This window comes from Pseudomonas sp. GCEP-101 (genome assembly GCF_025133575.1).
GTDB lineage: Bacteria > Pseudomonadota > Gammaproteobacteria > Pseudomonadales > Pseudomonadaceae > Pseudomonas > Pseudomonas nitroreducens_B.
Window position 1 is genome coordinate 2,724,448 of the sequence record NZ_CP104011.1, and the last position, 24,773, is coordinate 2,749,220.

21 protein-coding genes are annotated in these 24,773 nt (G+C 67.8%); 8 read left to right on the forward strand and 13 right to left on the reverse strand.

Features of this window, described 5'->3' with window-relative positions; all coding sequences use genetic code 11:
• Positions 1-65: 65 nt before the first annotated feature.
• From N0B71_RS12500 to eat, 9 genes are all read right to left on the reverse strand, one after another.
• Entirely contained in the window at positions 66-527 is a 462-nt protein-coding gene (locus tag N0B71_RS12500) for a type IV pilin protein (RefSeq protein WP_259759183.1), read from the reverse strand.
• Complete coding sequence (locus N0B71_RS12505) at positions 524-3,961, reverse strand: pilus assembly protein (protein ID WP_259759184.1); 3,438 nt, start codon at positions 3,959-3,961, stop codon at positions 524-526. Before N0B71_RS12505 ends, N0B71_RS12500 begins: the two co-directional genes overlap by 4 nt.
• The gene (locus tag N0B71_RS12510) at positions 3,948-4,493 is read right to left on the reverse strand and encodes a hypothetical protein (protein ID WP_259759185.1); all 546 of its coding nucleotides are present in this window, start codon (positions 4,491-4,493) and stop codon (positions 3,948-3,950) included. The genes N0B71_RS12505 and N0B71_RS12510 overlap by 14 nt, the downstream gene beginning before the upstream one ends.
• The gene (locus N0B71_RS12515) at positions 4,490-5,236 is read right to left on the reverse strand and encodes a PilW family protein (RefSeq protein WP_259759186.1); all 747 of its coding nucleotides are present in this window, start codon (positions 5,234-5,236) and stop codon (positions 4,490-4,492) included. The genes N0B71_RS12510 and N0B71_RS12515 overlap by 4 nt, the downstream gene beginning before the upstream one ends.
• Positions 5,233-5,838, reverse strand: coding sequence for a type IV pilus modification protein PilV (pilV, locus tag N0B71_RS12520; RefSeq protein ID WP_259759187.1), 606 nt, complete (start codon positions 5,836-5,838; stop codon positions 5,233-5,235). Before pilV ends, N0B71_RS12515 begins: the two co-directional genes overlap by 4 nt.
• Positions 5,829-6,266 carry a GspH/FimT family pseudopilin gene (locus N0B71_RS12525; RefSeq protein WP_259759188.1) on the reverse strand — a complete coding sequence of 146 codons (438 nt, stop codon included), beginning with the start codon at positions 6,264-6,266 and terminating at the stop codon, positions 5,829-5,831. Before N0B71_RS12525 ends, pilV begins: the two co-directional genes overlap by 10 nt.
• Positions 6,267-6,530: 264 nt before the next feature.
• Positions 6,531-7,337 carry an ethanolamine ammonia-lyase subunit EutC gene (gene eutC, locus N0B71_RS12530; RefSeq protein WP_259759189.1) on the reverse strand — a complete coding sequence of 269 codons (807 nt, stop codon included), beginning with the start codon at positions 7,335-7,337 and terminating at the stop codon, positions 6,531-6,533.
• Positions 7,338-7,352: 15 nt separating this feature from the next.
• Complete coding sequence (locus N0B71_RS12535) at positions 7,353-8,747, reverse strand: ethanolamine ammonia-lyase subunit EutB (RefSeq protein WP_259759190.1); 1,395 nt, start codon at positions 8,745-8,747, stop codon at positions 7,353-7,355.
• An 11-nt stretch (positions 8,748-8,758) separates the two neighbouring features.
• Positions 8,759-10,123 (reverse strand): ethanolamine permease, encoded by a 1,365-nt coding sequence (eat, locus tag N0B71_RS12540; protein WP_259759191.1) that lies wholly within the window; start codon positions 10,121-10,123, stop codon positions 8,759-8,761.
• Positions 10,124-10,484: 361 nt separating this feature from the next.
• Between eat and qhpR the strand changes: the two genes are divergently transcribed.
• Positions 10,485-11,537 carry an AraC-like transcriptional regulator QhpR gene (qhpR, locus tag N0B71_RS12545; protein WP_259759192.1) on the forward strand — a complete coding sequence of 351 codons (1,053 nt, stop codon included), beginning with the start codon at positions 10,485-10,487 and terminating at the stop codon, positions 11,535-11,537.
• A 454-nt stretch (positions 11,538-11,991) separates the two neighbouring features.
• Here the strand turns inward: qhpR and exaC are convergent, their stop codons facing one another.
• Positions 11,992-13,512 (reverse strand): acetaldehyde dehydrogenase ExaC, encoded by a 1,521-nt coding sequence (gene exaC / locus N0B71_RS12550; RefSeq protein ID WP_259759193.1) that lies wholly within the window; start codon positions 13,510-13,512, stop codon positions 11,992-11,994.
• Positions 13,513-13,836: 324 nt separating this feature from the next.
• On the opposite strand from exaC, the gene N0B71_RS12555 reads away from it, so the two are divergent.
• The 4 genes from N0B71_RS12555 to N0B71_RS12570 all read left to right on the forward strand — a co-directional run bounded on the left by N0B71_RS12555 (position 13,837) and on the right by N0B71_RS12570 (position 19,021).
• Positions 13,837-15,753, forward strand: coding sequence for a sigma-54-dependent Fis family transcriptional regulator (locus N0B71_RS12555; RefSeq protein WP_259759194.1), 1,917 nt, complete (start codon positions 13,837-13,839; stop codon positions 15,751-15,753).
• Positions 15,754-16,759: 1,006 nt separating this feature from the next.
• Positions 16,760-18,112, forward strand: coding sequence for a UDP-N-acetylmuramate:L-alanyl-gamma-D-glutamyl-meso-diaminopimelate ligase (gene mpl, locus N0B71_RS12560; protein WP_259759195.1), 1,353 nt, complete (start codon positions 16,760-16,762; stop codon positions 18,110-18,112).
• A gap of 2 nt (positions 18,113-18,114) precedes the next feature.
• Complete coding sequence (ubiX, locus tag N0B71_RS12565; protein ID WP_017521701.1) at positions 18,115-18,744, forward strand: flavin prenyltransferase UbiX; 630 nt, start codon at positions 18,115-18,117, stop codon at positions 18,742-18,744.
• Complete coding sequence (locus N0B71_RS12570; protein WP_259759544.1) at positions 18,734-19,021, forward strand: YceK/YidQ family lipoprotein; 288 nt, start codon at positions 18,734-18,736, stop codon at positions 19,019-19,021. The genes ubiX and N0B71_RS12570 overlap by 11 nt, the downstream gene beginning before the upstream one ends.
• Before the next feature lie 786 nt (positions 19,022-19,807).
• On the opposite strand, the gene N0B71_RS12575 is transcribed toward N0B71_RS12570, so the two are convergent.
• The 3 genes from N0B71_RS12575 to N0B71_RS12585 form a co-directional block, all read right to left on the reverse strand.
• Entirely contained in the window at positions 19,808-20,449 is a 642-nt protein-coding gene (locus tag N0B71_RS12575; RefSeq protein WP_259759196.1) for an oxidoreductase, read from the reverse strand.
• 30 nt (positions 20,450-20,479) lie between these two features.
• The gene (locus tag N0B71_RS12580; protein ID WP_259759197.1) at positions 20,480-22,210 is read right to left on the reverse strand and encodes a C13 family peptidase; all 1,731 of its coding nucleotides are present in this window, start codon (positions 22,208-22,210) and stop codon (positions 20,480-20,482) included.
• Positions 22,211-22,300: 90 nt separating this feature from the next.
• Positions 22,301-22,756: a MaoC family dehydratase gene (locus N0B71_RS12585; protein ID WP_045217066.1), complete on the reverse strand. Its 456-nt coding sequence runs from the start codon at positions 22,754-22,756 to the stop codon at positions 22,301-22,303.
• Between the two features lie 179 nt (positions 22,757-22,935).
• Here N0B71_RS12585 and N0B71_RS12590 point away from each other — a divergent pair, with 179 nt between their 5' ends.
• Genes N0B71_RS12590 through N0B71_RS12600 form a run of 3 tightly spaced genes read left to right on the forward strand, consistent with a single transcriptional unit; the run spans position 22,936 to position 24,620 of the window.
• Entirely contained in the window at positions 22,936-23,298 is a 363-nt protein-coding gene (locus N0B71_RS12590; protein WP_045217069.1) for a CidA/LrgA family protein, read from the forward strand.
• Entirely contained in the window at positions 23,298-24,011 is a 714-nt protein-coding gene (locus tag N0B71_RS12595) for an LrgB family protein (protein WP_259759198.1), read from the forward strand. The genes N0B71_RS12590 and N0B71_RS12595 overlap by 1 nt, the downstream gene beginning before the upstream one ends.
• An 18-nt stretch (positions 24,012-24,029) precedes the next feature.
• Positions 24,030-24,620: an LON peptidase substrate-binding domain-containing protein gene (locus tag N0B71_RS12600; protein WP_259759199.1), complete on the forward strand. Its 591-nt coding sequence runs from the start codon at positions 24,030-24,032 to the stop codon at positions 24,618-24,620.
• Positions 24,621-24,773 lie beyond the last annotated feature (153 nt).

The following is a 24,773-nucleotide window of genomic DNA, read 5'->3' on the forward strand; positions in this document are numbered from 1 at the left end:
CGAATAGCCATTGGTCCGATGCTGCACCAGAAATTGTTGAAAGCGCAATCCAAGCGAGCGTTTGATCACCGCCAGCAGCTGTCGACGCTTCCAACGCTGACGCCGCGGGTGCCGCGCTCGTCCAGGGTGAAGTCGCCGCAGTCCGGGTCGCGCAACTGGGCGCCCCGGCGCTGGGCGGTCAGCCGGTAACGGCGGGTATCGCCGTCGGGATGTTCGGCGGCCAGCTCGTACAGCTGGTGCGTCGAGAGGCGCTTGCCGTCCGCCGTGAGTGGGTAGGTGAACGCCAGCTTCGTGGGATCGTCGGTGTATCTGCTGTATTGCGCCAGGTAGCGTTCCTGTTGGGCGGCGGCATCGCGCAGCAGGGTCTGGGCCTCACTGCGGTTGGCGCGAAGCACGAACTGCCGGTAGCTGGGAATGGCGATGCCGGCGAGCAGGGCCAGGATGGAAACCACCACCATCAGTTCGACCAGGGTGAAGCCGCCGTTTTTCAGGAGGCGCGGCGTGGGGCGACGGGGCAGGGCTTTCATGGGTAACTCACGGGCAGGTTGTAGTTCATGATCCGCCAGTTGAAGCGGCCCTGATTCACCGGGTCGAACAATTGCACGGGCAGGCGGCTCCCGTCGGGGGTGTAGAGGCTGTCGCCGATGCGCGTCACCGGGCCGTCGATGCGCACGCCGCTGGCGGTTTCGCTGAAGGAGCCGTCGCCCACCAGGTCGAACACGTTGAAGTCCAGCGCCCCGCCGGTCCTGGGGTTCACCGCCAGCAGCCAGTAGGTGATGCCGGCATTGCAGGGGTCGGCGCTGGGCTGGCCGACGGTGACGAACAGAACGTCGCCGAGCATGAACGGCTGGTCGAGGATCATCTCGCCATCGGCCAGGTCGAAGTACCAGCCGCGGATGCCGACGCCACGCTTGCCGCTGTTGTCCCAGACGATGGGGGCGCTGCTCAGTTGGCGCACCTCGCTGCTGCCGGCGCTGTGGGTGACGGTGGTCCGGGTCAGGGTCTGGGCCTGGAGGTCGGCTAGCCCGGTCAAGGGGGCCGGCGCGCCGGCGCCATCGATGTGGGCGAGGTAATCCGTCTGGTCCCAGAAGCCGTAAAGAGACTGCCGGCGGACGGGGCCTTCCTTGTCGCCGCCCTCGAAGTACTTGCCCGTGCCGGCTATCACCAGTTGCCCGCCGCGTGGGTGCTGGGTGACCTCGGCGGCGGCACTGAGCGGCTGGTTGCGGTTGGCCGGGATGCTGGAGAGCAGGCTGGAGGCGACGTCGAGGCCGGCCTGCCGGTAGAGCTGGCCCTGCAGGCTGCCGTAATAGCGCTGGGCAAGTTCGCCGGGACTGTCGGCGCGGGTCCAGGCGACCGTGCTGCCCACCTCGCCGTCGCCGGCGGCGGACTGGCTGGCAGCGCTGATGCGCCCGTCCTCCAGGCGGATCGACAGCGAGTAGCCCTTGGCAGTGTCATAGCCATTGCCGGTGAGCACGTAGGCCTCACCGTTGGAGATGGTGATCACCGGCCTGTCGAGTATGTAGCCGAACTCGATGTCCTTGCCGTTTTCGCTGCTGGCGCTTCCCGAGTACTCCCAGAGCAGTCGAGGCTGGTCGGCGTTGGTGATGTCCAGGGCGAACAGGCCGCGCCCGCCGCGTCCGGGTGCCATGACCAGCACGGTGTGCCAGCTGCCGCCGATGTACACATCTCGGGTAACGGCGCTGCCGTCGACGTAGAAGCGGTGCAGGCTGTTGGTGTTTTCCTCTTCCGAGCGCGCCGCGTAGCGGGTGTCGGAGAGATAGTTGAGCTGTCCGAACACGGCGGCGGGAATGAAGGCCCAGCGCTCCCGGCCGGTCTCGTCGAAGGCGTGCAGCATGCCGTCGTTGGCGCCGACGTAAATGCGCCGCTCGCGGTCGGCATTGGCCTGCCGGAAGGCGTCATAGCCGGTCGCACCGGAGGCCTTTTCCAGGTAGTAGGTGACGGCGGACGGCGGGCCGACGACCGTGGGGGAGGAGTAGATGATGTCGCCCAGCAGGTGGTTGCGGGCGCGGAAGGTGTCGCCTTCGTCGCTGCGATCGCCGCGCAGCCAGGCGACACGCTTCTCTCCCAGGTGGTCCTCGCGCTGGGTACCCGGCGCGCGGTTGAGCAGCTCCTGCTGCCCGGCAGCGAGGTTGCCCCAGGTGAAGGGCTGCAGGCTGCCCTTCGCGCTCTCCGGTGCGGTATTGGCGTAGAGGCTGCGGCTGGCCGGTGAACGCTGGTCGAGCTGGTTGCGGAACGACAGCGCGGAGTTCGCCTGGGCATTGCCTTGGGCGTCCAGACGGTACTGCAAGAGGTCGCCGCTCCAGTCGGTGGGTTGGTAGCTGGCGCGATAGAGGTGGGTGTCGGTGCTCAGCGAGGTCGAGCTTGCGCCGGCGGCGGCTACCGCCAGCTGGTTGCTGGAGATGCTGCTGACGATGGACTGGAAGGCTTTCACCAGCTCGCTGGTGGAGTCGGCGCTGAAGAACTCGCCACGGGAGTTCAGCGCGCCGTGCCAGAGCGCGGCCACCTTGCCCTCGTTGGCGGTGACGGTCATGCCATCGAGGCTGGTGCTGGCGCTCGGGTTGGGCCAGCTCCGGGTGCCGTCGAGCAGTTGCGGGTAGGAGCCGGAATAGGTGTCGCCATCCCACTGCAGGTACTTCAGGGTCGGGCCGAGCCCAAGGCCCACGGTGTAGGTGGTGATGTGCTGCCAGGTGGCCGGGTCGTTCTTCGGGTTCCAGTAGTCGTTGCCGTCGCGAAAGCGCGGTGGAACCTTGTTTTCCAGGTCGGGACGGGCATCGGTGGCCCAGCCGAGGAAGATGTTGTCGGCCAGGGTGTTCGACCATTTGTCCTGGTACGGCGCCTTCGCAGCGAAGGCGGTGCCGTCGGGCAGGGTTCGCGCGGTGCCGTCGGCGTTGCCGCCGCCCGCACCGTCGCCGAAGCCATCGGTCATCAGCAGGTGGTAGCTCGGCCGGCAGGCGTATTCGGTCTTCACGTCGCGGGGGCTGCCCGGCGCGCGGGCATAGGGGTTATAGGCGGTGGTGTTGCCCAGGTAGTTGTTGACCCGGTTCTGCGCCGTGCCCAGCGGGGTGCCGCCACTGGCGGCGAGGCGGCTGGTGAAGTTGAAGAAGTCGGCCTTGTGCTGGCCGGTGAAGGCCGCGAGGGTCTGGTTGCCGCAGACCGTGGAGCTCATGCTGAAGTTGGTGCTGTAGCAGCTGTTGAGTGCCTGCCAGGTCACCCGGATGTGCTCGGGCAGATCGAACAGCGCCAGGTTGGCGGCGGTGCGGGTGGCGAGCTGGCGGGTACGGTAGAAGGAAAACCAGTTGGCGTAGTTCTGCTTCTCCTCCGCCGTGGTGACCCAGTGCGGAGTGAAGCAGGTGCGGGTGCAGGCACTGGCGCTGGTGTAGGACGAGTCTGCCGCGCAGTTCTGCACGGCGCTGAGGGTGCTGGTCGCAACGTTGCGCGCGTGCGGGCAGGACGCGTCGAACTGGTAGTAGTGGGCGTAGCGCCGGTAGCTGTCGGTGCTGTTGACCGCCTGGGTCGCGTTCTGGCTGTAGCCGTTGCCGGTATAGCGGTTCAGGTCGACGGTGCCGGTCTGGTTGGTGAGGAAGCCGTCGTAGTAGGCCTTGTCGAACGAGGTGGCGTAACGCTCGCTGACGATCCGGCCGCCGCTCAAGCCGACCTTCCACGGCGCCTCGTAGGTGATGTCGGGGTTGTAGTACATCGGGTTGTAGGCGGTGGAACGGTTGGCGATGGTGTAGGAGCTCATGCCATCCGGGGTGTAGGCGCTGGTCATGCTGCCGGAGTCGTCGAGGGTGACGATCAGGTTGGGCGAGACGCCTTCCACCAGGAACAGCGGCGCCTGGCTGGGGACGGCGCCGTGCACTTCCGTGCCGGTGAGCAGAATCGCCAGGCCGGCCAGCGCGGCGAGACGGAGCGGCGGGCGGAACGGGTCAGCGCTGGACACGGGCGTACTCCTGTAGTCGGACCAGGGCCTGGTCGGTGATGCCGGTGGACAGGGCGTTCATCTGCAGCAGCAAGGTGCCGTTGCCCGCCAGGCAGTCGGCCATGGCGCTGGAGGATCGGCTCTCGCATTGCGCGGCGACGTACCAGCGCGGCGCGCTGCTCAGTTCCGCCAATTGGTCGGGGTTGGCCAGGTCGTTGCCTTTGTAGGTGCGCGCCCGTGTCAGCAGTGCGCTGCTGGCGGCATTGTCGGGTTCGAGCCAGAGTCGGTCGCACAGCAGTATCTGTTGCTGGTCCTGCGCGGTGCTGATGCAGGTGGCGGCCTCGCCCACGGCCATCGTCGGGCTGTAGCGGGTCCGGTCGAGTGCTTCGCTGATCGCCGAGTCGGCGCCGCCCAGCGCCGCCTGGTAGTCCCTCGACTCGGCCAGGCTGTTGTCCAGCAGCAAGCCGCTGCGCAGGTTGCCCAGGGTCAGGATGCTCAGCGCCAGCAGCATGAGCAGGGCGATCAGCAGGGTCTGGCCACGTTGCCGGTTCATGGCTGGTTCCTCAGGTAGAGCGTCTGCGCAAAGGCACTGCACAGGCCTCGTGCGCCGGTGCTCCTGGTGGTCGCGGGGTTCAGCGGGTCCTGATAGGCGCAGTTTTCGGGCAGCAGCGCGCGGCTGGAGCCGAGCACCAGGCCGACGCGGATCTGGTTGGTCGAACCGACCGCGAACATCAGGTCGTGGATACCGTCGGCAAGGGCGACTTCGCCGGCGGACAAGGCGTTGTTGGTCTTGCACCGCAGCTCGCCGTCGACCAGGCGCAGGTGGCTGACCAATACCGCTGGATTGCCCGCATCGTCATCGCTGTAGAGCGAGGCGCCGGTGCAATCCTGGTGTACCTGCGCATCGCTGCGCTGGGGGCGCTGGTGGCGCAGGCACAGGCCGCGGCCACCGGCATCCAGGCTGGCCACCTTGCCGGCACCGAAGGTGCAGCCGGTGGCGGTGTCGGTCAGGGCCGGGAAGGGGCCCTCGCGGTCGATGACGAAGTCGTACTGCTGCTCATCGGCATCGCTGGCGTGGCGCACCCAGGCGCTGTAGCCGGCCTGTCCGCTCTCGCGCTGCAGCAGGTCGAGGATGAAGCGTGCGTTGGCCTGGTTCTGCTGCTGGGCGTGGTTGAAGGCGGCGTGATCGCTGCCCGACAGGTAGATCTGCAGCACGCCCAGCAGCACCATCACGCCCAGCGCGATGGCGACCATCAGCTCGATCAGGGAGAGGCCGGTCTGACGATGCGCAGTCATGGCTGGAAGCTCAGTCGGTAGCGTTCGACGCCGCCGGCATCGCTGCCGGAAAGGCAGGCTGCGTCGTCATCGTCCGCGGTGGTCGGGCTGCCGGCCTGGCAATTGCGGCTGTGCCAGGCCAGCTGAATCAGCAGCAGCGGCTGGCGCGAGGCACCGTCGCAGGTCTTGCCGTCGCGGCTGGGGCAGATGAAGGTGTTTTCGCTCAACAGCGCGTCGTCGGTGTTGAGCTTCAGACGCACCTGTTCGACCCAGCAGGCCAGTTCGCGCCGGGCCCGGTCGGCCTTGCCCAGGCCGCTGGTGGCGCAGCTCTGGCCGCTGCCGAGGCTGGGAAAACTGCTGCCGGCCGGGACCAGGTAGGCCGCGTCGGCACTGAGCTTGCCCTTGCTGACCAGCGCTGTGCGATTGGCCTGGATGCTGCGGGCGAGGTCGGCGGCGAGCAGGAGGGCATTCTGCCGCTGCTGACTGTCGTGGCTGTAGGCGATGCTGCGGCTCTGCAGGGCCAGCAGGCCGAGCAGGGCGACGCTGGTGAGCATCACCGCCACCATGACCTCGATCAGGTAGAAGCCCCGCTGGGCAGCCTGGGGTCGGCGGGTCAGTCGCATGGCAGCGCCGCTCCGCCGCGCTGCAGGCAGATCTTGCTCGAGTAGCGGCCGGCAGTGAGGGTGAACACCCGCGGGAAGTTGCCGCTGCCGGTGGCGATGCCGTTGCCGTCGAACTCCAGCGCAGCGGCCGGCTCCTGGGTGATGAGCACCTGGCCGGACTCGTCGAGCCGGGTCCTGCGCAACTCGATCTCCCGGTGGCCCTGCAGGTCGCCGCCGCGCAGCCGACCGACGCTCAGCTCCGAGGTCCAGTCGCCGCTGCGCTGCGGCGTCACCCGTACCGGCTGGTGCCCGATCTGCGCCTGGGCGCGGGCGTACTGCAGCACCGCAATCAATTGCTTGCCGGTGCTCTGCGCGCGGTTGCGATTGATCAGCAGGTCGAAGGAGGGCACCGCGATGCCCAGCAGGATCGCCAGGATCGCGATGGTCACCATCGCCTCGATCAGGGTGAAACCTTGCTGAATGTGCCGGAGGAGGTCCGGAGCCTGCCATTGAGTCCTGGATGAATCCATCGTCTCGCCATCGTCATGAAGCGCCGGGCGCTGGCGCTTGCTTTCGTGCGCCGGGCACGGTCCTTGATGGCGTGGTTTTTATCGCGATGAATGGCGAGGGCGATTTAAGACGATTCTTAAAGACGGCCGCCCGCTGCGCGGCATGTGGTCGCGTTCACGCGGCGGGCGGTGCGGCGGCCGGGCTCAGCCGCTGATGAGGAAGTTGCCATGCACACCTGCGCGCTCGCCCTCCAGGGTCGGCAATTCTGCTTCGTCCTTCAGGTTTACCCCCGACAGCTGCCGGCGGCACGCTTCGCGCATCAGGTACAGCAGCCGGTGCGTGGCGAGGCCATAGCTCAGGCCTTCCAGGCGTACGTTGGAGATGCAGTTGCGGTAGGCATCGTTCAGGCCGACCTTCGGCGCCCAGGTGAAGTACAGGCCCAGGCTGTCCGGCGAGGACAGGCCAGGGCGTTCGCCGATCAGGATCACCACCATCTTCGCCCGCAGCAACTCGGCCACCTCGTCGGCCACCGCGACCCGGCCCTGTTGCACCAGCGCCACCGGCGACAGGCTCCAGCCTTCGTTGCGCGCCTGCTCCTCCATGCGTTCGAGGAAGGGCAGGCTGTGGCGCTGCACGGCCAGCGAGGAGAGCCCGTCGGCAATCACCACGGCCAGGTCGTAGCCCTGCGGATGACGGTCGGCGTGGCGGCGCAGGAGGTCTGCCGACGCCTCGTCCAGCCGGCGGCCCAGGTCCGGGCGTTGCAGGTAGGTGTCGCGGTCCGCGGCGGCGCTGTGCAGCAGCAGGGTTTCGCGGCCGCGTTCCGCCAATTGCGCGGCGAGCCCGTCGCGGTCGAAGGGCAGGTGCACGGCGTCGCGCGCCTGGGCGTGGGCGAACTGGAAGTCCAACTGGGCGTGGGTCGGCAGGCTGGTGCCGGCGCGGCCCAGGGCGATGCGCGCCGCGGTGAGGCGGCGCAGTTCCTGCCAGGGGTTGGGGGTGAAGCTGTCGCTCATCGAAGACTCCTCCACTCAGGACAGTTGCGCGAGCGCATGACGGAAGGCGCCGGGCAGTTGGCTGGCCATCTGCACCCGGCCGTCCTGCTGGCGGAGGATTTCCATGCGCGCCAGCCACGCCTCGAACTCCGGCGCCGGCCGCAGGCCCAGCGTCTGCCGCGCGTAGAGCGCATCGTGGAAGGAGGTGGTCTGGTAGTTGAGCATCACGTCGTCGGAGCCGGGGATGCCCATGATGAAGTTGATGCCGGCCACGCCCAGCAAGGTCAGGAGCATGTCCATGTCGTCCTGGTCTGCCTCGGCGTGGTTGGTGTAGCAGATGTCGCAGCCCATGGGCACACCGAGCAGCTTGGCGCAGAAGTGGTCTTCGAGGCCCGCGCGGATGATCTGCTTGCCGTTGTACAGGTACTCGGGGCCGATGAAGCCGACCACGGTGTTCACCAGGAACGGTTTGAAGTGCCGTGCCACCGCATACGCGCGGGTCTCGCAGGTCTGCTGGTCGACGCCGTGGTGGGCATTGGCCGACAGCGCGCTGCCCTGGCCGGTCTCGAAGTACATGAGGTTGTCGCCCAGCGTGCCGCGCTTTTGCGACAGGCCGGCCTCGTAGCCTTCCTGGAGGATCGACAAACTCACGCCGAAGCTGGCGTTGGCCGCTTCGGTGCCGGCGATGGACTGGAACACCAGGTCCAGCGGCGCGCCACGGTTGATCGCCTCGATGGAGCTGGTGACGTGGGTGAGCACGCAGGACTGGGTGGGGATCTCGTAGCGCTGGATGATCGCGTCGAGCATTTCCAGCAGGGTACAGATCGATTGCAGGCTGTCGGTCGCCGGGTTGATGCCGAGCATGGCGTCGCCGTTGCCGTAGAGCAGGCCGTCGAGCACGCTGGCGGCGATGCCGGCCGGGTCGTCCGTGGGGTGGTTGGGTTGCAGCCGCGTGGACATGCGCCCGCGCAGGCCCATGGTGTTGCGAAAGCGCGTGACCACGCGGATCTTCTGCGCGACCAGCACCAGGTCCTGCACGCGCATGATCTTCGACACCGCCGCTGCCATTTCCGGCGTCAGCCCGGGCGCCAGGGCGCGCAGGCTGGTTTCGTCCGCGGCCTCGCCGAGCAGCCAGTCGCGCAGGCCGCCCACCGTGAGGTGGCTGACCGGTGCGAAGGCCTGGCGGTCGTGGGTGTCGATGATCAGGCGGGTGACCTCGTCGCTTTCGTAGGGGATCAGCGCCTCGTCGAGGAAGCGCTTGAGCGGAATGTCGGCCAGCGCCATCTGCGCGGCGACGCGCTCGGCATCGCTGCCGGCGGCGACCCCGGCAAGGCGGTCGCCGGAGCGCGCCGGGCTGGCCTTGGCCATCACCTCGCGCAGGCTGTCGAAGCGCCAGGTCTGGCCACCGACGCTGTGGACGAATCCGGACATGGCGCTACTCCTCAACCTTGGCTGGCGAACGAGGCATCGGTGCCGCGATTGAGGCTGATGACGATGCTGCAGATGGAGCAGCCGCCGATCATCAGCACCAGGAACACCGAGGCGATCACGCTGTTGAACCAGAGCATCGCGGCCAGGCAGACCAGCGCCAGGGCCAGCGCGATGCCCGGCACCACCGGGTAGCCCGGCGCGCGGAAGCTGCGCTCGAGTTGAGGTTCGCTGCGGCGCAGCTTGAACAGGCTGAACATGCTCATGATGTACATGACGATGGCGCCGAACACGCTCATGGTGATCATTGCCGCGGTCAGGGTCATGCCCTGCAGGCTGATCAGGCTGTCGCTGAAGATCGCCGCGATGCCTACGGCGCCGCCGGCGAGGATGGCGCGGTGCGGGGTCTGGAAGCGCGACAGCTTGGCCAGGCTGCGCGGCAGGAAGCCGGCGCGCGCCAGGGCGAAGAACTGCCGCGAGTAACCCAGGATGATGCCGTGGAAGCTGGCCACCAGGCCGAACAGGCCGATCCACACCAGCATGTGCATCCAGGTGGAGTTGTTGCCCACCACGGCCTTCATCGCCTGCGGCAGCGGGTCGTTGATGTTCGACAGGGCGCGCCAGTCGCCCACGCCGCCGGCGAAGATCATCACGCCGATGGCCAGGGTGACCAGGGTCAGGATGCCGGCGATGTAGGCGCGCGGGATGGTGCGTTTCGGGTCTTTCGCTTCTTCCGCCGCCATGGCCGCGCCCTCGATGGCGAGGAAGAACCAGATGGCGAACGGGATGGCGGCGAAGATGCCGGCCATCGCGGTGGAGCCGAAGACATCCGAGCCGGCCCAGCCGTTGAGCACGAAGTTGCTGAAGCTGAAGCCCGGCGCCACCACGCCCATGAACACCAGCAGTTCGGCGACCGCCAGCACGGTCACCACCAGCTCGAAGGTGGCGGCGATGCTCACGCCCAGGATGTTCAGCGTCATGAAGATCACGTAGGCGCCCGTGGCCGCCCAGCGCGGGTCGAGGCCGGGGAACTGCACGTTGAGGTAGGCGCCGATGGCCATGGCGATGGCCGGCGGGGCGAAGACGAATTCGATCAGCGTGGCGATGCCGGCGATCATCCCGCCGGTCTTGCCGAAGGCCCGCAAGCTATAGGCGAAGGGCCCGCCGGCGTGGGGAATGGCGGTGGTCAGCTCGGTGTAGCTGAAGATGAAGCAGGTATACATCACCGCGACGATCAACGTGGTGACGAGAAAGCCCAGGGTGCCGGCGGCGGCCCAGCCATAGCTCCAGCCGAAGTACTCGCCGGAGATCACCAGGCCCACGGCGAGGCCCCAGAGGTGAAGCGTGCCAAGCGTGGGTTTGAGTTGTGATGCGCTCATTGTTGTTATTCCTCTTCTCTCAAGGAGTGAGCCGCAGGGTGCGGGCCGCACGGGCGTGGACGGATACCTGAGCCTCGATGGTAGTGGCGCACTGCCGCGCAAGACTTGACCGCTGGAACCGGCTTTCGCCGCCCGCGGTCAACTGGTTGTTACCCATTGCCCCACCGTGAGCGCGATGCTCGCTTGTGGTGCCCAAAATCGCCTGCCTGCCCTCTGCTGTGGCAGCTGCACGCCAGGCGCGACGCGGGGTGGGCGATTTTCGGAAAGGGCGCGGCGAGGCACGGGATTTGCTTTGTTTATTCCCTCCCCCGAGCGGGGAACGACGTGCCTTGTGTGCCTGATAACAAGATCGGTAACCGACATGAGCCAGCCTCTGTTTTCTCCCTCCGGCCTGAGCCTGCCCCTGGCCAGCAACATCGGCGTACTGTCCGCCGCCGCCAGCGGCCTGGGCCGCTTCATCGGCGACCAGGGCGGCGACATCGACCGCGTGTTCGGCCGCGCCGGCATCGACCCGGAGCGCCTGCTGCATCCGACCCTGAGCCTGGCGCTGACCAACTACTGCCAGGTACTGGAGGAGGCCGCGCGGCAATCGGGCTGCGACAACTTCGGGCTGCGCTACGGCGAGCAGTTCCGCCCGCGCGAGCTTGGCCTGCTGGGGTATGTCGGGCTGTGTTCGGAGACGTTGGAGGAGGCGCTGAAGAACTTCGCCGCCGCCTTCCCCTATCACCAGCACGACACCCTGATCCGCCTGGTGGATTGCGGCGAGTGCTACCGCTTCGACTACCAGGTGCGCCACGGCGCGATCCTCGACCGCCGCCAGGACGCCGAACTGACCCTGGGCATGGCGCTGAACCTGATGCGCCACGTGCTCGGCCCGCAATGGGCGCCGCGCGCGGTGAGCTTCGAACACGCGCGGCCGGAAGGCTGGCAGGAGCATGGTCGGGTGTTCGACGCGCCGGTGCTGTTCCAGCGCGGCTGCAATTCGATGCTGATTCCCAAGCACGACCTGTATGGCCGGCAGATGCCCGAGCGCGACGCCAATTTGCTGTTCCTGGTGCAGGACGTGATTCGCCGCCTGGGCGAGCAGGGCGGCGCGCCGAACCTGGTGGAGGATGCCGGCACCCAGATCCGCCTCGCGCTGGCGGACGGCGAGCCGTCGCTGGAGGTCATCGCCGAGCAGCTGGAACTCACCACCGCCGGCCTGCAACGCCGCCTGCGCGAGGCGGGGCTGAGCTTCAGCCAACTGGTGGAAAACACCCGTCGCGAGCTGGCGCTGCACTACCTGCGCCAGCCGCAGCGACCGATCTCCGAACTGGCGCCTCTGCTGGGCTATTCCGAGACCAGCGCCTTCTCCCGCGCGTTCCGCCGCTGGTTCGGCGTGAGCCCGCGGCAGTGGCGCAGCGACGCCGGCTGAGGTTTCCCACTGTAGTAGCGGGCCATGCCCGCGATCGCCGGCCATGCCGGCGGCCTGCATACGGATCGCGGGCATGGCCCGCTCCTACAGAGTCCCTGCGACACGTAGGAGCGGACTCCGTCCGCGATGACATCCGGCGCGTCGCGAATCTATCGCGGACGAAGTCCGCTCCTACCTGATCACGTGCACAAAGGCTGCCCTCTCCCTAACCCTCTCCCTGAAGGGAGAGGGGACTGTTCGGTGCAGGGTGAAACCACGCCGTCAGCCGGCACGATCTGCTCCCTCTCCCTTCGGAGCGGGGCGCGCAGCCAGGGCGGGGGTGAGGGGAGGCCCTGGCGCGGGCTTTCATGAGAAGGCAGTTTCCCACAGGCATAAAAAAAGCGCGGCCCGCAGGCCGCGCAAAGATCGATTGGAGAGAATGCCCGGCTCGCGCCGGGCGGTGGAGCAGCGGAACTCAGAAGAAGCCCAGCGGGTTGATGTCGTAGCTCACCAGCAGGTTCTTGGTCTGCTGGTAGTGGTCGAGCATCATCTTGTGGGTCTCGCGGCCCACGCCGGATTTCTTGTAGCCACCGAACGCGGCGTGCGCCGGGTACAGGTGGTAGCAGTTGGTCCACACGCGGCCGGCCTTGATGCCACGACCCATGCGGTACGCGCGGTTGATGTCGCGGGTCCAGACGCCAGCGCCCAGGCCGTATTCGGTGTCGTTGGCAATCGCCAGGGCTTCGGCTTCGTCCTTGAAGGTGGTCACGCCCACCACCGGGCCGAAGATTTCCTCCTGGAACACGCGCATCTTGTTGCTGCCCTTGAGCAGGGTCGGCTGGATGTAATAGCCGGTGGAGAGGCTGCCATCGAGCTTCTCGACCGAGCCACCGGCCAGGATCTGCGCGCCTTCCTGCTGGGCGATGTCGAGGTAGGAAAGGATCTTCTCGTACTGCTGCTGCGAGGCCTGGGCGCCGACCATGGTGTCGGTGTCCAGCGGGTCGCCGCGCTTGATGGCCTTCACCTTCTTCAGCACCACGTCCATGAACTGCGGGTAGATGGATTCCTGCACCAGCGCCCGCGACGGGCAGGTGCACACCTCGCCCTGGTTGAAGAAGGCCAGCACCAGGCCCTCGGCGGCCTTCTCGATGAAGGTTTCCTCGGCCTGCATGATGTCTTCGAAGTAGATGTTCGGGCTCTTGCCGCCCAGCTCCACGGTGGACGGGATGATGTTCTCGGCGGCGCACTTGAGGATGTGCGAGCCCACCGGGGTGGAGCCGGTGAAGGCGATCTTGGCGATGCGCTTGCTGGTGGCCAGCGCCTCGCCGGCCTCCTTGCCGAAGCCCTGAACGACGTTGAGCACGCCCTTGGGCAGCAGGTCGCCGATCAGCTCCATCAGCACGCTGATGCCCAGCGGGGTCTGCTCGGCCGGCTTGAGCACGATGCAGTTGCCGGCGGCCAGGGCCGGGGCCAGCTTCCACGCGGCCATCAGCAGCGGGAAGTTCCACGGGATGATCTGCCCGACTACGCCCAGCGGCTCGTGGATGTGGTACGCGACGGTGGTGTCGTTGATCTCGGCGGCGCTGCCTTCCTGGGCGCGGATGCAGCCGGCGAAGTAGCGGAAGTGGTCGGCGGCCAGCGGGATGTCGGCATTGAGGGTTTCGCGGATCGGCTTGCCGTTGTCCCAGGTCTCGGTGACGGCCAGCAGCTCCAGGTTCTGTTCGATGCGGTCGGCGATCTTCAGCAGCACCAGCGAGCGGTCCTGCACCGAGGTGCGGCCCCAGGCATCGGCGGCGGCATGGGCGGCGTCCAGCGCCTTGTCGATGTCTTCGGCGGTGGAGCGGGGGAATTCGGCGATGGGCTGGCCATTCACCGGCGAGGTGTTGGTGAAGTACTGACCCTTCACCGGCGGGACGAATTCGCCGCCGATGTAGTTGCCGTAGCGCGCCTTGAACGAAACGATGGCGCCTTCGCTACCGGGATGGGCATAACGCATGGTCGGATCTCCTGGGTCTTGTGCTTGTTGGGGAGGACGTTGATTCAGCGTAGAGCAAGGGCTGGGCCATGCCAGTGAAAGGCGCGCCGCCCGTGGCCTGGACGGGTACGCGGCGATGGGGCGGAAGGCCCGCTGTGACGCCCCTGGCACAGCGCCGGGTGACACTTTGTCCCGTATCCGTGACAGTCGTGACCTGACGGTCGGCCAGACGTTGCATTGGCCCGGCGCGTGGGGGATGCTGTCTCGTGTTCCGACGAATTGTCCGACAGGACTGCGACGGAATCCGGGGCTGCCTCCCCGTCCCCCATGCGGAGAACAACAAGAATGCGCGCCAACGATTTGAGCCGCCACGCCCGCCAGGTCATGACTGTGGCCGAGGGCAAGGCCCCCGCCGGTGCCCCCGGCGCGGACCCGTCGATCGCCCGCTCCTGGATGCGCTGCCTGGAGCAGTACCACCTGGACCCTGCGCAGCCCATGGCGCCGGCCGTGCTGGAGCACGCGCGCATGCTCGAGGTCCGCGAGCGCCATCGTCAGGTGCTGGAGATCGCCAGCGGCGAGATGAACAGTCTGCACCAGCAGCTGTCCGGCGCCGGCCACGCGGTGCTGCTCACCGATTCCCGCGGAGTCATCCTCAACTGTGTCAGCGAAGCCGCCGAACGCCGCACCTTCGAACAGGCCGGGCTGTGGCTCGGCGCCGACTGGAGCGAGGCCCGCGAAGGCACCAACGGCATCGGCACCTGCCTGGTGGAGCGCCAGGCGCTGACCATCCACCAGGACGAACATTTCCGCAGCCGCCACACCGGCCTGACCTGCTCGGCCAGCCCGGTATTCGACCCTCAGGGCGAGCTGCTGGCGGTGCTCGATGTGTCCTCCGCCCGTCGTGATGTCTCGCGGCAGAGCCAGTTCCACACGATGGCGCTGGTCAACCTCTCGGCCAAGGCCATCGAGAGCTGCTACTTCCTGCGTCACTTCGAGGACCAGTGGCTGCTGCGCTTCCACCTGCAACCGGACGGCCTCGGGCTGTTCAGCGAAGGCATGCTGGCCTTCGGCGCCGACGGGCGCATCCGCGCGGCGAACCAGAGCGCCATCAACCTGCTCGGCAGCCGCCGGGAAAGCCTCATCGGCCGCTGCCTCGACCAGTTCTTCGAGTGCCGGCTGGACGACCTGTTCGGCCGCGCCGACCCGCAGCCCAATGCCAGCTGGCCGCTGCGCACCCACGCCGGGCGCACCCTCTATGCGCTGCTGCGCGGCAAGCGCCCCATCGCCGCCGCGCCGGTGCTGCCGCGCGCGCCGCTGGCCAAGGGGCTGTGCATCGACGATGCGCAACTGGCCCATGATTTCCGCCGCGCGTTGAAGGTCTACGCCCACGACGTACCGCTGCTGCTGCAAGGCGAGACCGGCACCGGCAAGGAGGCGTTCGCCCGCGCCGTGCACCTTGGCGGCGAGCGCGCCGGCAAGAGCTTCGTCGCGCTGAACTGCGCGGCGATTCCCGAAACCCTGATCGAGAGCGAATTGTTCGGCTACCGCGGCGGCAGTTTCACCGGCGCGCGCAAGGAAGGCATGCGCGGCAAGCTGCAGCAGGCCGACGGCGGCACGCTGTTCCTCGACGAGATCGGCGACATGCCGCTGGCGCTGCAAACCCGCCTGCTGCGCGTGCTGGAAGAGCGCCAGGTGGTGCCCATCGGCGGCGAGCCGCAGGATGTGGATATCCGCCTGATCAGCGCCAGCCACCGCGACCTGGAGGCGCTGGTGGCCGCCGGGCAGTTCCGCGAAGACCTCTACTACCGCCTCAACGGCCTGGTCGTGGCGCTCCCGCCGCTGCGCGAACGCAGCGACCGCGGCGCGCTGCTCGACCACCTGCTGGCCGAGGAAAGCAAGGGCCGCAGCGTGCGCCTGGACGACGACGTCCGCCGACACCTGCTGGATTTCCCCTGGCCGGGCAACGTGCGCCAGCTGCGCAACGTGCTGCGCACGCTGTGTGCGTTGTGCGAGGGCGGCCGCATCCAGATGGCCGACCTGCCGCCGGACCTGCGCCGCGCGCCGGCGCCTGCTGCCCCACCGGCCACCGTGGCCGAGGACGGCGGCGACACCCTCGGCGCGGCCGAACGCAATGCGCTGCTGGAGGTGCTCGAGGCGCATCACTGGCATGTCAGCCGGGTGGCGCAGCACCTGGGCATCAGCCGCAACACGCTGTACCGCAAGCTCAACCGCCACGGGTTGAGCAGGAAGCAGCTGTCGTAGGAGCGCACTCCGTCCGCCATTGGCCCGGTGCCATGCGGTTCGCGAGCAAGCTCGCTCCTACGAAGAGCGCGTTCGCCGAGCCTGTAGGAGCGAGCTTGCTCGCGAACGGTGCTTGGGTCTTGAGCGGGCGCTTCGATTGACTCCTCCCCCTCTCCCTAACCCTCCCCCTGAAGGGGGAGGGGACAGCATGGTGCAGGATGAGGCCTCGGCATCAGCCGGCACAGATAGCCCCCTCTCCCTTCAGGGAGAGGGCGAAATATGCGCAGGGCTATCCGGGGCCGCGCTCGGCCCGGTGCTATGCGGTTTGCGAGCAAGCTCGCTCCTACGAAGAGCGCGTTCGCCGGGCCTGTAGGAGCGAGCTTGCTCGCGAACGGTGCTTGGGCGTTGGGCAGGCGCTTCGATTGACTCCGCTCCCTCTCCCTAACCCTCCCCCTGAAGGGGGAGGGGACCGCATGGTGCAGGATGAGACCTCGGCATCAGCCGGCGCAGACGGCCCCCTCTCCCTTCAGGGAGAGGGGGAGAGGGCGAAACATGCGCAGGGCTATCCGGGGCCGCGCTCGGCCCGGTGCCGTGCGGTTCGCGAGCAAGCTCGCTCCTACGAAGAGCGCGTTCGCCGAGCCTGTAGGAGCGAGCTTGCTCGCGAATGGTGCTTGGGCGTGGGGCAGGCGCTTCGATTGACTCCGCTCCCTCTCCGTAACCCTCCCCCTGAAGGGGGAGGGGGCCGTATGGTGCAGGATGAAGCCTCGGCATCAGCCGGCACGATCTGCCCCCTCTCCCTGAGGGAGAGGGCTGGGGTGAGGGGGACGCGCAAGCACGGATATCCCCGTCGACCACCGCCGACTTGAAACGCACGGCGATGATGGAAAAGTGAACGCCTTCCCCCTCCACCGGGAACCGCCTCCCCACCTCGTCGTCTGATGCCCCGGCGGCGGGCCGCGCGGGGGCGCGCTGTGCTACTCTGCCGCCCATTCGAAGCGCCTTCACAGGCTTGATTGCAGGAGTCTGCATGCATATCCACATCCTCGGCATCTGCGGCACCTTCATGGGGTCGCTGGCCGTCCTGGCGAAGGAACTGGGCCACCGCGTGACCGGCTCCGACGCCAACGTCTACCCGCCCATGAGCACCCAGCTGCAGGCCCAGGGCATCGAGCTGATGCAGGGCTACGACCCCGCCCACCTGGAGCCGGCTCCGGACCTGGTGGTGGTGGGCAACGCGCTGTCGCGCGGCAACCCGGCGGTGGAATACGTGCTGAACAAGGGGCTGCCCTACGTCTCCGGCCCGCAGTGGCTGGCCGACCACGTACTGCAGGGCCGCTGGGTGCTGGCTGCCGCCGGCACCCACGGCAAGACCACCACCAGCAGCATGCTGGCCTGGGTACTGGAACACGCCGGCATGAGCCCAGGCTTCCTGATCGGCGGCGTACCGCAGAACTTCGGCGTCTCCGCGCGCCTGGGCGGCACGCCGTTCTTCGTGGTCGAGGCCGACGAGTACGACAGCGCCTTCTTCGACAAGCGCTCCAAGTTCGTCCATTACCACCCGCGCACGGCGATCCTGAACAACCTGGAGTTCGACCACGCGGACATCTTCCCCGACCTCGCCGCCATCGAACGGCAGTTCCACCACCTGGTGCGGACCATCCCCGGCGAAGGCCTGGTCATCCACCCCACCGCCGAGACCGCGCTCAAGCGCGTGATCGACATGGGCTGCTGGACCCCGGTGCAGACCACCGGCGAAGGCGGCCAGTGGCAGGCGCGCCTGCTCAGTGAAGACGGCTCGCACTTCGAGGTGCTGTTCGACGGCAAGCCGCAGGGCACCGTGGACTGGGAGCTGACCGGCCAGCACAACGTCGCCAACGCCCTGGCCTGCCTCGCGGCGGCCCGGCATGTCGGCGTGGTGCCGGAGCTGGGTTGCGCCGCGCTGTCGGCCTTCAAGAGCGTCAAGCGGCGCATGGAGAAGGTCGCCGAGGTCAACGGCGTGACCATCTACGACGATTTCGCCCATCACCCGACCGCCATCGCCACCACGCTGGACGGCCTGCGCAAGCGCGTTGGCGATGCGCCGGTGATCGCCGTGGTCGAGCCGCGCTCCAACTCCATGAAGCTCGGCGCCCACCGCGACGGCCTGCCGGAGTCCGTGGTGCAGGCCGACAACGTGTTCTGGTACGCGCCGCCGAACCTGGGCTGGGACCTGGCCGCCACCGTGGCCAGCTCCACCGTGCCCACGCAGGTCTGCGATTCGCTGGATGCCATTATCGAGGGCGTGAAGGCGATCGCCACGCCGGGCACCCAGGTGGTGATCATGAGCAACGGCGGGTTCGGCGGCCTGCACGGCAAGCTGGCCCAGGCGCTGGAGGGCTGAGCATGGCCGGAGCCGAACGCGTCACCCTCGCCATGACCGGCGCCTCCGGCGCGCAGTATGGCCTGCGCCTGCTCGACTGCCTGGTGCAGGAAGACCGCGAGGTGCACTTCCTGATCTCCAAGGCCGCGCAACTGGTGGTGGCCACCGAGACCGACGTGACCCTGCCGAGCAAGCCGCAGGCGATGCAGGCTTTCTTGAGCGAATACACCGGCGCCGCGCCGGGGCAGATCCGCGTGTACGGCAAGGAAGACTGGATGGCCCCGGTGGCCTCCGGTTCCGGCGCGCCGAGCGCGATGGTGGTGGTGCCCTGTTCGACCGGGACGCTCTCGGCCATCGCCACCGGCGCCTGCAACAACCTGATCGAACGCGCCGCCGACGTGGCCCTGAAGGAGCGCCGGCAGTTGATCCTGGTGCCGCGCGAGGCGCCGTTCTCCAGCATCCACCTGGAGAACATGCTCAAGCTGTCCAACATGGGCGCGGTGATCCTCCCGGCCGCTCCGGGCTTCTATCACCAGCCGCAGACGGTGGACGACCTGATCGACTTCGTCGTCGCGCGGATTCTCAATCAGCTGGGCATCCCCCAGGACATGCTGCCGCGCTGGGGCGAACACCATCTTGTCAGTGACGAATAAGCTCCTTGCCGCCCTGTTGCTGCTGCAACTGGGCGGCTGCGCCACCGTGAAGACCCTCAACGACAGCCGGCCGGGTGATCCGCTGATCTACGCCGGCACGCGGCTGGACTGGTATTCGCTCAATGGCGGCTGCTGCCCGAAAGACCACTTCGGCACCGACGCACCGGCCTACCCGGCCCTCGACCTGCCCGGCAGCGCGCTGCTGGATACCTTGCTGCTGCCGCTGTCCATCGCCGCGGAACTGGGCGTCGGCCTGCAGGTGTGGGGCGGCAACTAGCCCAGCCTCCCTCTCGGTACTAGTGTTTCCTGCCTGTTCGGCTGGCCCGCTCCGGCACTGGGGCGGCGCTCCCTGTTCGGATGGTCGTAGACTTCCCTGTAGGAGCGGGCACGCCCGCGAACGCGGACAAGGTCCGCGCTCATCGATACACGCGTTGCCTAACGGATGCTGGGACGTTCCCAGGCAGGGGCGCCCTTCAGGCGCATGGCCCGCTTGTGTCAGTCGGTCTCGCCAGGATCAGAGGTGAGAGCGGCTGGGGCTGCCCTCTCCCCCGCCCTCTCCCTCAAGGGAGAGGGAGCTGTCCGTGCCGGCTGGCGATCTGGATTCCTCCTGCACCGACCGGTCCTCTCTCCCTTCGGAGCGGGGCGCGCAGCCAGGGTTAGGGAGAGGGAAGTTCTCGGCACGGACTGTCAGAGAAAGACACTTCTACAAAGGCGCGGCGGTTCCCGCATGTCCGGATGGCCGGAGGACTCATCCTGTAGGAGCGGGCCACGCCCGCGACCGCGGACAAGGTCCGCGCTCATCGATACACGCGTTGCCTACCGGATGCCTGGGCGCTCCCGGGCAGGGCGCCTTGCAGGCGCCCTTCGCGGGCATGGCCCGCTCCTACACTGGGCGTCGGTGAGTGGAGGGGCCATTGTAGGAGCGAGCTTGCTCGCGAACCTCCCAAACTCCCGGCGGCACCGGCATTCGCCGTTGCGCTGATTCGCGAGCAAGCCCGCTCCTACGAAGAGCAACATCGGCGTGCAGCCGCGAACGGTTGTACGCCTTCGGTGTGTGGTGGGGTTATTTGCCCAGCTTGCGCAGTTCGTCCGACTCGACGATGCGGGTGCCCTTGCCGGTTTCCAGCGCCAGGCGCCAGAGCGCACGGGCCAGGGCGATGGCTTCGATGCCGTGCAGCTTGCCCGGCAGGATGCGGGCGAAGGGCGCGGCGAGCAGTTCGGCCAGGCGGACCTCCTCGCGCTGGCCCAGCAGCAGCGACGGCCGCGCGATGGTCAGTTGCTGCCAGCCCTGCTGGCGCAGGGCGTCTTCCAGTTCGCCCTTGACCCGGCTGTAGAAGATCGACGATTTGCTGTCCGCGCCCAGCGCGCTGACCACGATGTAGTGCCGCGCACCGAGGGCCAGGCCGCGCTCACCCAGGGCCAGCGGCAGGTCGAAGTCGACGCTGCGGAACGCCTCCTCCGAGCCGGCTTCCTTGAGGGTGGTGCCCAGGCAGCAGAACACCGTGTCCACCGGCTGGAGCAGGTGCGGGATGAGTTCGGCCAGCGGGCCGACCGGGTTTTCCAGGCGTGGGTGCTCGGCCAGCTTCCGCCGGGCCGGAGCGATGACGCGCTGGACGGTGGGCTCGTTGAGCATGCGATCGAGCAGATGCTCACCGGTCAGGCCGGTGGCGCCAGCTAGCAGGATGTTCGTCGGTTTCGAGTACATCTGTGTTTCCCCTCTGACACATGTTCCAGCTTAGTTGTCGCCCTGTCGTTTTGCCTGCGCATCGCTGTCGCGCTGCGCCAATGTGCTGTGCGTCTGCTGCGCGCGCAGGGCCTGCCAGCGAGTAATGACCCCTGGCGGCGCCCAGAGTTGCGGCTCCGAGGGCTCGAATTCCTCCTCCTTCTCGCGCGCCGCCACGGTGGCGCTGGCCAGGGCGAACGCCTGCCGGAGGTCGTCGGTCTGCCGGAAGGCCTTGGCGAACAGCGCGTCGCCGAAGTAGGTGAAGTCGGCCTCCTCGGAACAGCCGAAGGACAGCCGGTCGCTGCGCGCGGCGGTCATGATCAGGGTCTTGTCATCCTTGAGCGCGGGGATGAAACCGCCGCTGTAGCAGGCGGAAATCACCAGCACCTTGGTGCGGTCCTTGAGCGGGGCGAGCAGGTCGGCCAGTTCGCTGGCCGGCAGGTCGTCGAGCTTCAGGCCCGGCATGTCCAGCACCAGTTGGTGGTCGTGGGAGCCGTGGCTGGTGAGGTAGATGAACACCAGGTCTTCCGGGCCGCTGCGCTGCGCGATGGTGCGCAGGGTGCGGGCGAGGGTTTCGCGGGTGGCCATGGGGCGGTCGGCGAGGTGGTCGCGGTGGTTCACCAGGCGCACCACGCTGCGCGCGCCGAAGCGTTCGCCGAGCAGGTTGGCGACATAGTCGGCCTCGCGCAGGAACACGCTCTGCTTGCCGTCGCCACCCAGGCTGACACCGTACAGCTCGATGGCCGGGGTGGACGGCGGGATGGCGGCGAGCGCCTGATCGAGCAGCGCGCCCTGTTCCAGCAGGCCCACTTCCAGCGGATCGGGCAGACGCTTGCCGGCGGCGTCCTGGCGCAACTGGCCGGCGCGCCAGATGCCTTTCTGCACGCTGCCATCGCGGCGGGTGAGGGTGCCTTCGCCGGCGTATTCGCCGCGGGCGAAACCGCCGGTGTAGGTCTGGCCGTCGGGTTTGCTCAGGGTGCCCTGGCCGTCGAAGCGCCAGAAGCGGAAGTCGCCCTTGTAGTGGCTGCCATCGCTGCCGATGAACTCGCCCGGCCCGCTCAGCGCGCCGGCCTTGAAGCGGCCCGACCAGACATCGCCATCGGCATTCTGGAAGCGTCCGTTGCCGTCGAACTGGTCGTTGCGGAACTCGCCGCTGTACTGATCGCCAGCGTCGTCGCGGAAAATGCCCTTGCCTTCGAGCACGCCGTTCTTGAACGAGCCGCTGTACTGGTTGCCCAGGCTGTCGCGGCGGGCGCCTTCGCCGTTGGCCTCGCCCTTGGCGAAATAGCCCTGGTGACGAGTGCCGTCGGCCTGTTCGAGGCTGCCTATGCCCTCGTAGCGGCCCTTGCGGAAGCCGCCGCTGTAGGTGCTGCCGCCCTGGGAGAGCCTGCCTTCGCCGTCGAATTCGCCGCGCTTGAATTGACCCTCGTAGACACTGCCGTCGGCATACTGCAGGCGGCCGCGGCCTTCGAACAGGCCGTCGTGGAACTCCCCGTCATAGCGCGTGCCGTTGCCGTCGCTCCAGGTGCCCTGGCCGCTCTGCAGGCCCTTGTCGAAGGCGCCCTCGTACCAGGCACCGTTGCTGTAATCCAGCCGCCCCGGTCCCTGCAACTGGCCGTTCACCACCTCGCCGCGGTAGCGGGCGCCGTCAGGCAGGCGGGCGTCCGGGGGCGACAGCGGTTCGCCTTCGCCGCAGGCGGCAAGGAGCAGGGCGAGGCTCAAGGGCAGGAGGTGGCGTGGCATCGGGACTCTCGAATCAGCGGGACGCCGTTTGAGTGTGACGCAAAAAAGCCCGCGGACGCGGGCTTTTTTCTCAGCGCTGAGCAGGCGCGGTCAGACGAAGCACAGGCTCAGGGATTCGGCGATGTAGGCGGGCTTGGGCAGGCCTTCGATCTCCAGCGTGCAGCGGGCCTTGATCAGCCACTGGCCGGGGTTCTTCTCGGTGATGTCGGTGATGGTCACCTGCAGGCGCACGCGCGAGTCCACCGGCACCGGCTGGATGAAGCGCACGCTGTCCAGGCCGTAGTTGACCACCATCTTGGGGTTCTCCGGCAGGACCAGCAGGCCCTCGCAGAGCTTGGGGATCAGCGACAGCGAGAGGAAGCCGTGGGCGATGGTACCGCCGAAGGGCGTCTTCTTCGCCTTCTCCGGGTCGACGTGGATGAACTGGTGGTCCTCGGTGCACTCGGCGAACTGGTTGATGCGCTGTTGATCGACGGTGATCCACTGCGAATGCCCCAGGTCCTTGCCGATGTAGTCCTTCAGTGCGCTTACGGGTACGAATGCCATGTTTCCTCCGGGGATATCGTTGTTCTTCTAGTGCGGCCTGCGTAACGGTCCGTCAACAGATCAGCATGGGGGCCGCGGCCGGTCAAGCCGCAGCGGCATTCATGCTTTGGGCGAATGCCGAGCCATAGCGGGCGCCGGGCGGGCATAATGGCGGCTCCTTGCGCTGGAGATGTTCCCTGATGCTGTTACGCGGACTGACCTGGCTGGTGCTGTTCCAACTGCTCGGCACGGGCCTGAATGCTCTCATCCTGCACATGATTCCCGGCCCCATCATTGGGCTGGTGCTGCTGTTCGCCTTCCTGGTGTGGAACGGCGAGGTGAGCAAACCGGTGAACGAGGCGGCCGCCTCGCTGTTGCGCTACCTGCCCTTGCTGCTGGTGCCGGCGGCGGTGGGCGTGATGGCCTACGCGAAGCAGATCGCCGCGGACTTCTGGGCCATTGCCGGCGCCCTGGCGCTGTCGCTGCTGGTGTCCTTCGTGTTCGCCGGCTGGCTGATGCAGAAGCTCATCGACCGCCAGCGCAAGCAGAAGGAGGGCGCGTGATGTTCGACTGGCAAGGCGCGTTGAACGCCGTCATCCACCATCCGCTGTTCTGCGTCGGCGTCACCCTGGGCGCCTACCAGCTGGCCCTGGCCGCCTACGAGCGCACGCGCTGGGTGTTCCTGCAGCCGGTACTGGTGTCAATGCTGATCGTCATCGCGGTGCTGCTGGCCTGCGGCATCGATTACGCCGAATACAGCAACAGCGCCAAGGTGCTGACCATCCTCCTCGGCCCCGCCACCGTGGCGCTGGCGGTGCCGCTGTTCCTCAACCTCAAGCGCATCCGCCAGCTGTTCTGGCCGACGCTGATCACCCTGCTGCTCGGCGGGCTGTTCGCCACCGGGCTGGGCATCGGCCTGGGCTGGCTGTTCGGCGTCGACCACGAACTGCTGATGAGCCTGGCGCCCAAGTCGGTGACCTCGCCGATTGCCATGCTGGTGGCCAGCCAGATCGGCGGCGTGGCGGCGCTGGCGGCGGTGTTCGTGCTGATCACCGGCGTGCTCGGCGCCATCCTCGGGCCGGAACTGCTGCGCCGCTTCGGCGTGCATCACCCGGCAGCCCAAGGCATGGCGTTGGGCATGACCGCCCACGCCGTGGGCACCTCCCGCGCCCTGCAGGAGGGCGAGGAGTGCGGCGCCTTCGCCGCCCTGGCCATGAGCCTGATGGGCGTGGCCACCGCTGTGCTGCTACCGTTGGCGGTAGCATTGCTCTCCTAACGAGATGACGGAGTGTCCATGAGTTTTCCGCTGTTCCCCCTCAACACCGTGTTGTTTCCGGGCTGCCGCCTCGACCTGCAGATCTTCGAGGCGCGCTACCTGGACATGATCGGCCGCTGCATGAAGCAGAACGGCGGGTTCGGCGTGGTGGCCATCGTCGAGGGCGAGGAATTCGGCGATGCGCCGGAGCGCTACAGCCTGGTCGGCTGCGAGGCGCACATCCGCGACTGGCAGCAGCGGCCCAACGGCTTGCTGGGCATCCGTGTGGAGGGCGGGCGGCGCTTCCGCGTGCTCTCGGCCAACGTGCAGCCGGACCAGTTGACCGTGGCCGAGGTGCAATGGCTGGACGAGCAGCCCGACCAGCCGCTGACCAAGGAGCACGACGACCTCGCCGCGCTGCTGGAGGCGCTGTCGATGCACCCGATGGTGTCTGCGCTGGAGATGGGCGGGGAGGTCAACGGCCAGCAGGCACTGGCCTGCCAGCTTGCCTACCTGCTGCCCTTCGAGCGCGACCAGAAACAGGTGCTGCTGGAGATGGACGACCCCACCGTGCGCCTGGCGCGCATCCAGGTGCTGCTGGAGCAGTTGCAGGGGGATTTCGTCGCCTGACGCGCCAGCTCACCCTGCACACCGGCTCTCCCTGTAGGAGCGGGCCATGCCCGCGAAGGCGCCGACAGGCGCCGTTGCCGGGGAATGCCCAGGCGCGGTGTGTTCATGAAAACGCGGACCTTGTCCGCGGTCGCGGGCATGGCCCGCTCCTAC

Excerpts from the sequence above, each read along its gene's own strand:
- N0B71_RS12585 (WP_045217066.1), bottom strand. The coding sequence starts at position 22,756 with ATGGCATTCGTACCCGTAAGCGCACTGAAGGACTACATCGGCAAGGAC.
- N0B71_RS12600 (WP_259759199.1), top strand. The coding sequence starts at position 24,030 with ATGAGTTTTCCGCTGTTCCCCCTCAACACCGTGTTGTTTCCGGGCTGC.
- N0B71_RS12590 (WP_045217069.1), top strand. The coding sequence starts at position 22,936 with ATGCTGTTACGCGGACTGACCTGGCTGGTGCTGTTCCAACTGCTCGGC.
- mpl (WP_259759195.1), top strand. The coding sequence starts at position 16,760 with ATGCATATCCACATCCTCGGCATCTGCGGCACCTTCATGGGGTCGCTG.
- pilV (WP_259759187.1), bottom strand. The coding sequence starts at position 5,838 with ATGCGACTGACCCGCCGACCCCAGGCTGCCCAGCGGGGCTTCTACCTG.
- N0B71_RS12575 (WP_259759196.1), bottom strand. The coding sequence starts at position 20,449 with ATGTACTCGAAACCGACGAACATCCTGCTAGCTGGCGCCACCGGCCTG.
- ubiX (WP_017521701.1), top strand. The coding sequence starts at position 18,115 with ATGGCCGGAGCCGAACGCGTCACCCTCGCCATGACCGGCGCCTCCGGC.
- eutC (WP_259759189.1), bottom strand. The coding sequence starts at position 7,337 with ATGAGCGACAGCTTCACCCCCAACCCCTGGCAGGAACTGCGCCGCCTC.
- N0B71_RS12515 (WP_259759186.1), bottom strand. The coding sequence starts at position 5,236 with ATGACTGCGCATCGTCAGACCGGCCTCTCCCTGATCGAGCTGATGGTC.
- N0B71_RS12535 (WP_259759190.1), bottom strand. The coding sequence starts at position 8,747 with ATGTCCGGATTCGTCCACAGCGTCGGTGGCCAGACCTGGCGCTTCGAC.
- N0B71_RS12510 (WP_259759185.1), bottom strand. The coding sequence starts at position 4,493 with ATGAACCGGCAACGTGGCCAGACCCTGCTGATCGCCCTGCTCATGCTG.
- N0B71_RS12595 (WP_259759198.1), top strand. The coding sequence starts at position 23,298 with ATGTTCGACTGGCAAGGCGCGTTGAACGCCGTCATCCACCATCCGCTG.
- N0B71_RS12500 (WP_259759183.1), bottom strand. The coding sequence starts at position 527 with ATGAAAGCCCTGCCCCGTCGCCCCACGCCGCGCCTCCTGAAAAACGGC.
- eat (WP_259759191.1), bottom strand. The coding sequence starts at position 10,123 with ATGAGCGCATCACAACTCAAACCCACGCTTGGCACGCTTCACCTCTGG.
- qhpR (WP_259759192.1), top strand. The coding sequence starts at position 10,485 with ATGAGCCAGCCTCTGTTTTCTCCCTCCGGCCTGAGCCTGCCCCTGGCC.
- N0B71_RS12580 (WP_259759197.1), bottom strand. The coding sequence starts at position 22,210 with ATGCCACGCCACCTCCTGCCCTTGAGCCTCGCCCTGCTCCTTGCCGCC.
- exaC (WP_259759193.1), bottom strand. The coding sequence starts at position 13,512 with ATGCGTTATGCCCATCCCGGTAGCGAAGGCGCCATCGTTTCGTTCAAG.
- N0B71_RS12555 (WP_259759194.1), top strand. The coding sequence starts at position 13,837 with ATGCGCGCCAACGATTTGAGCCGCCACGCCCGCCAGGTCATGACTGTG.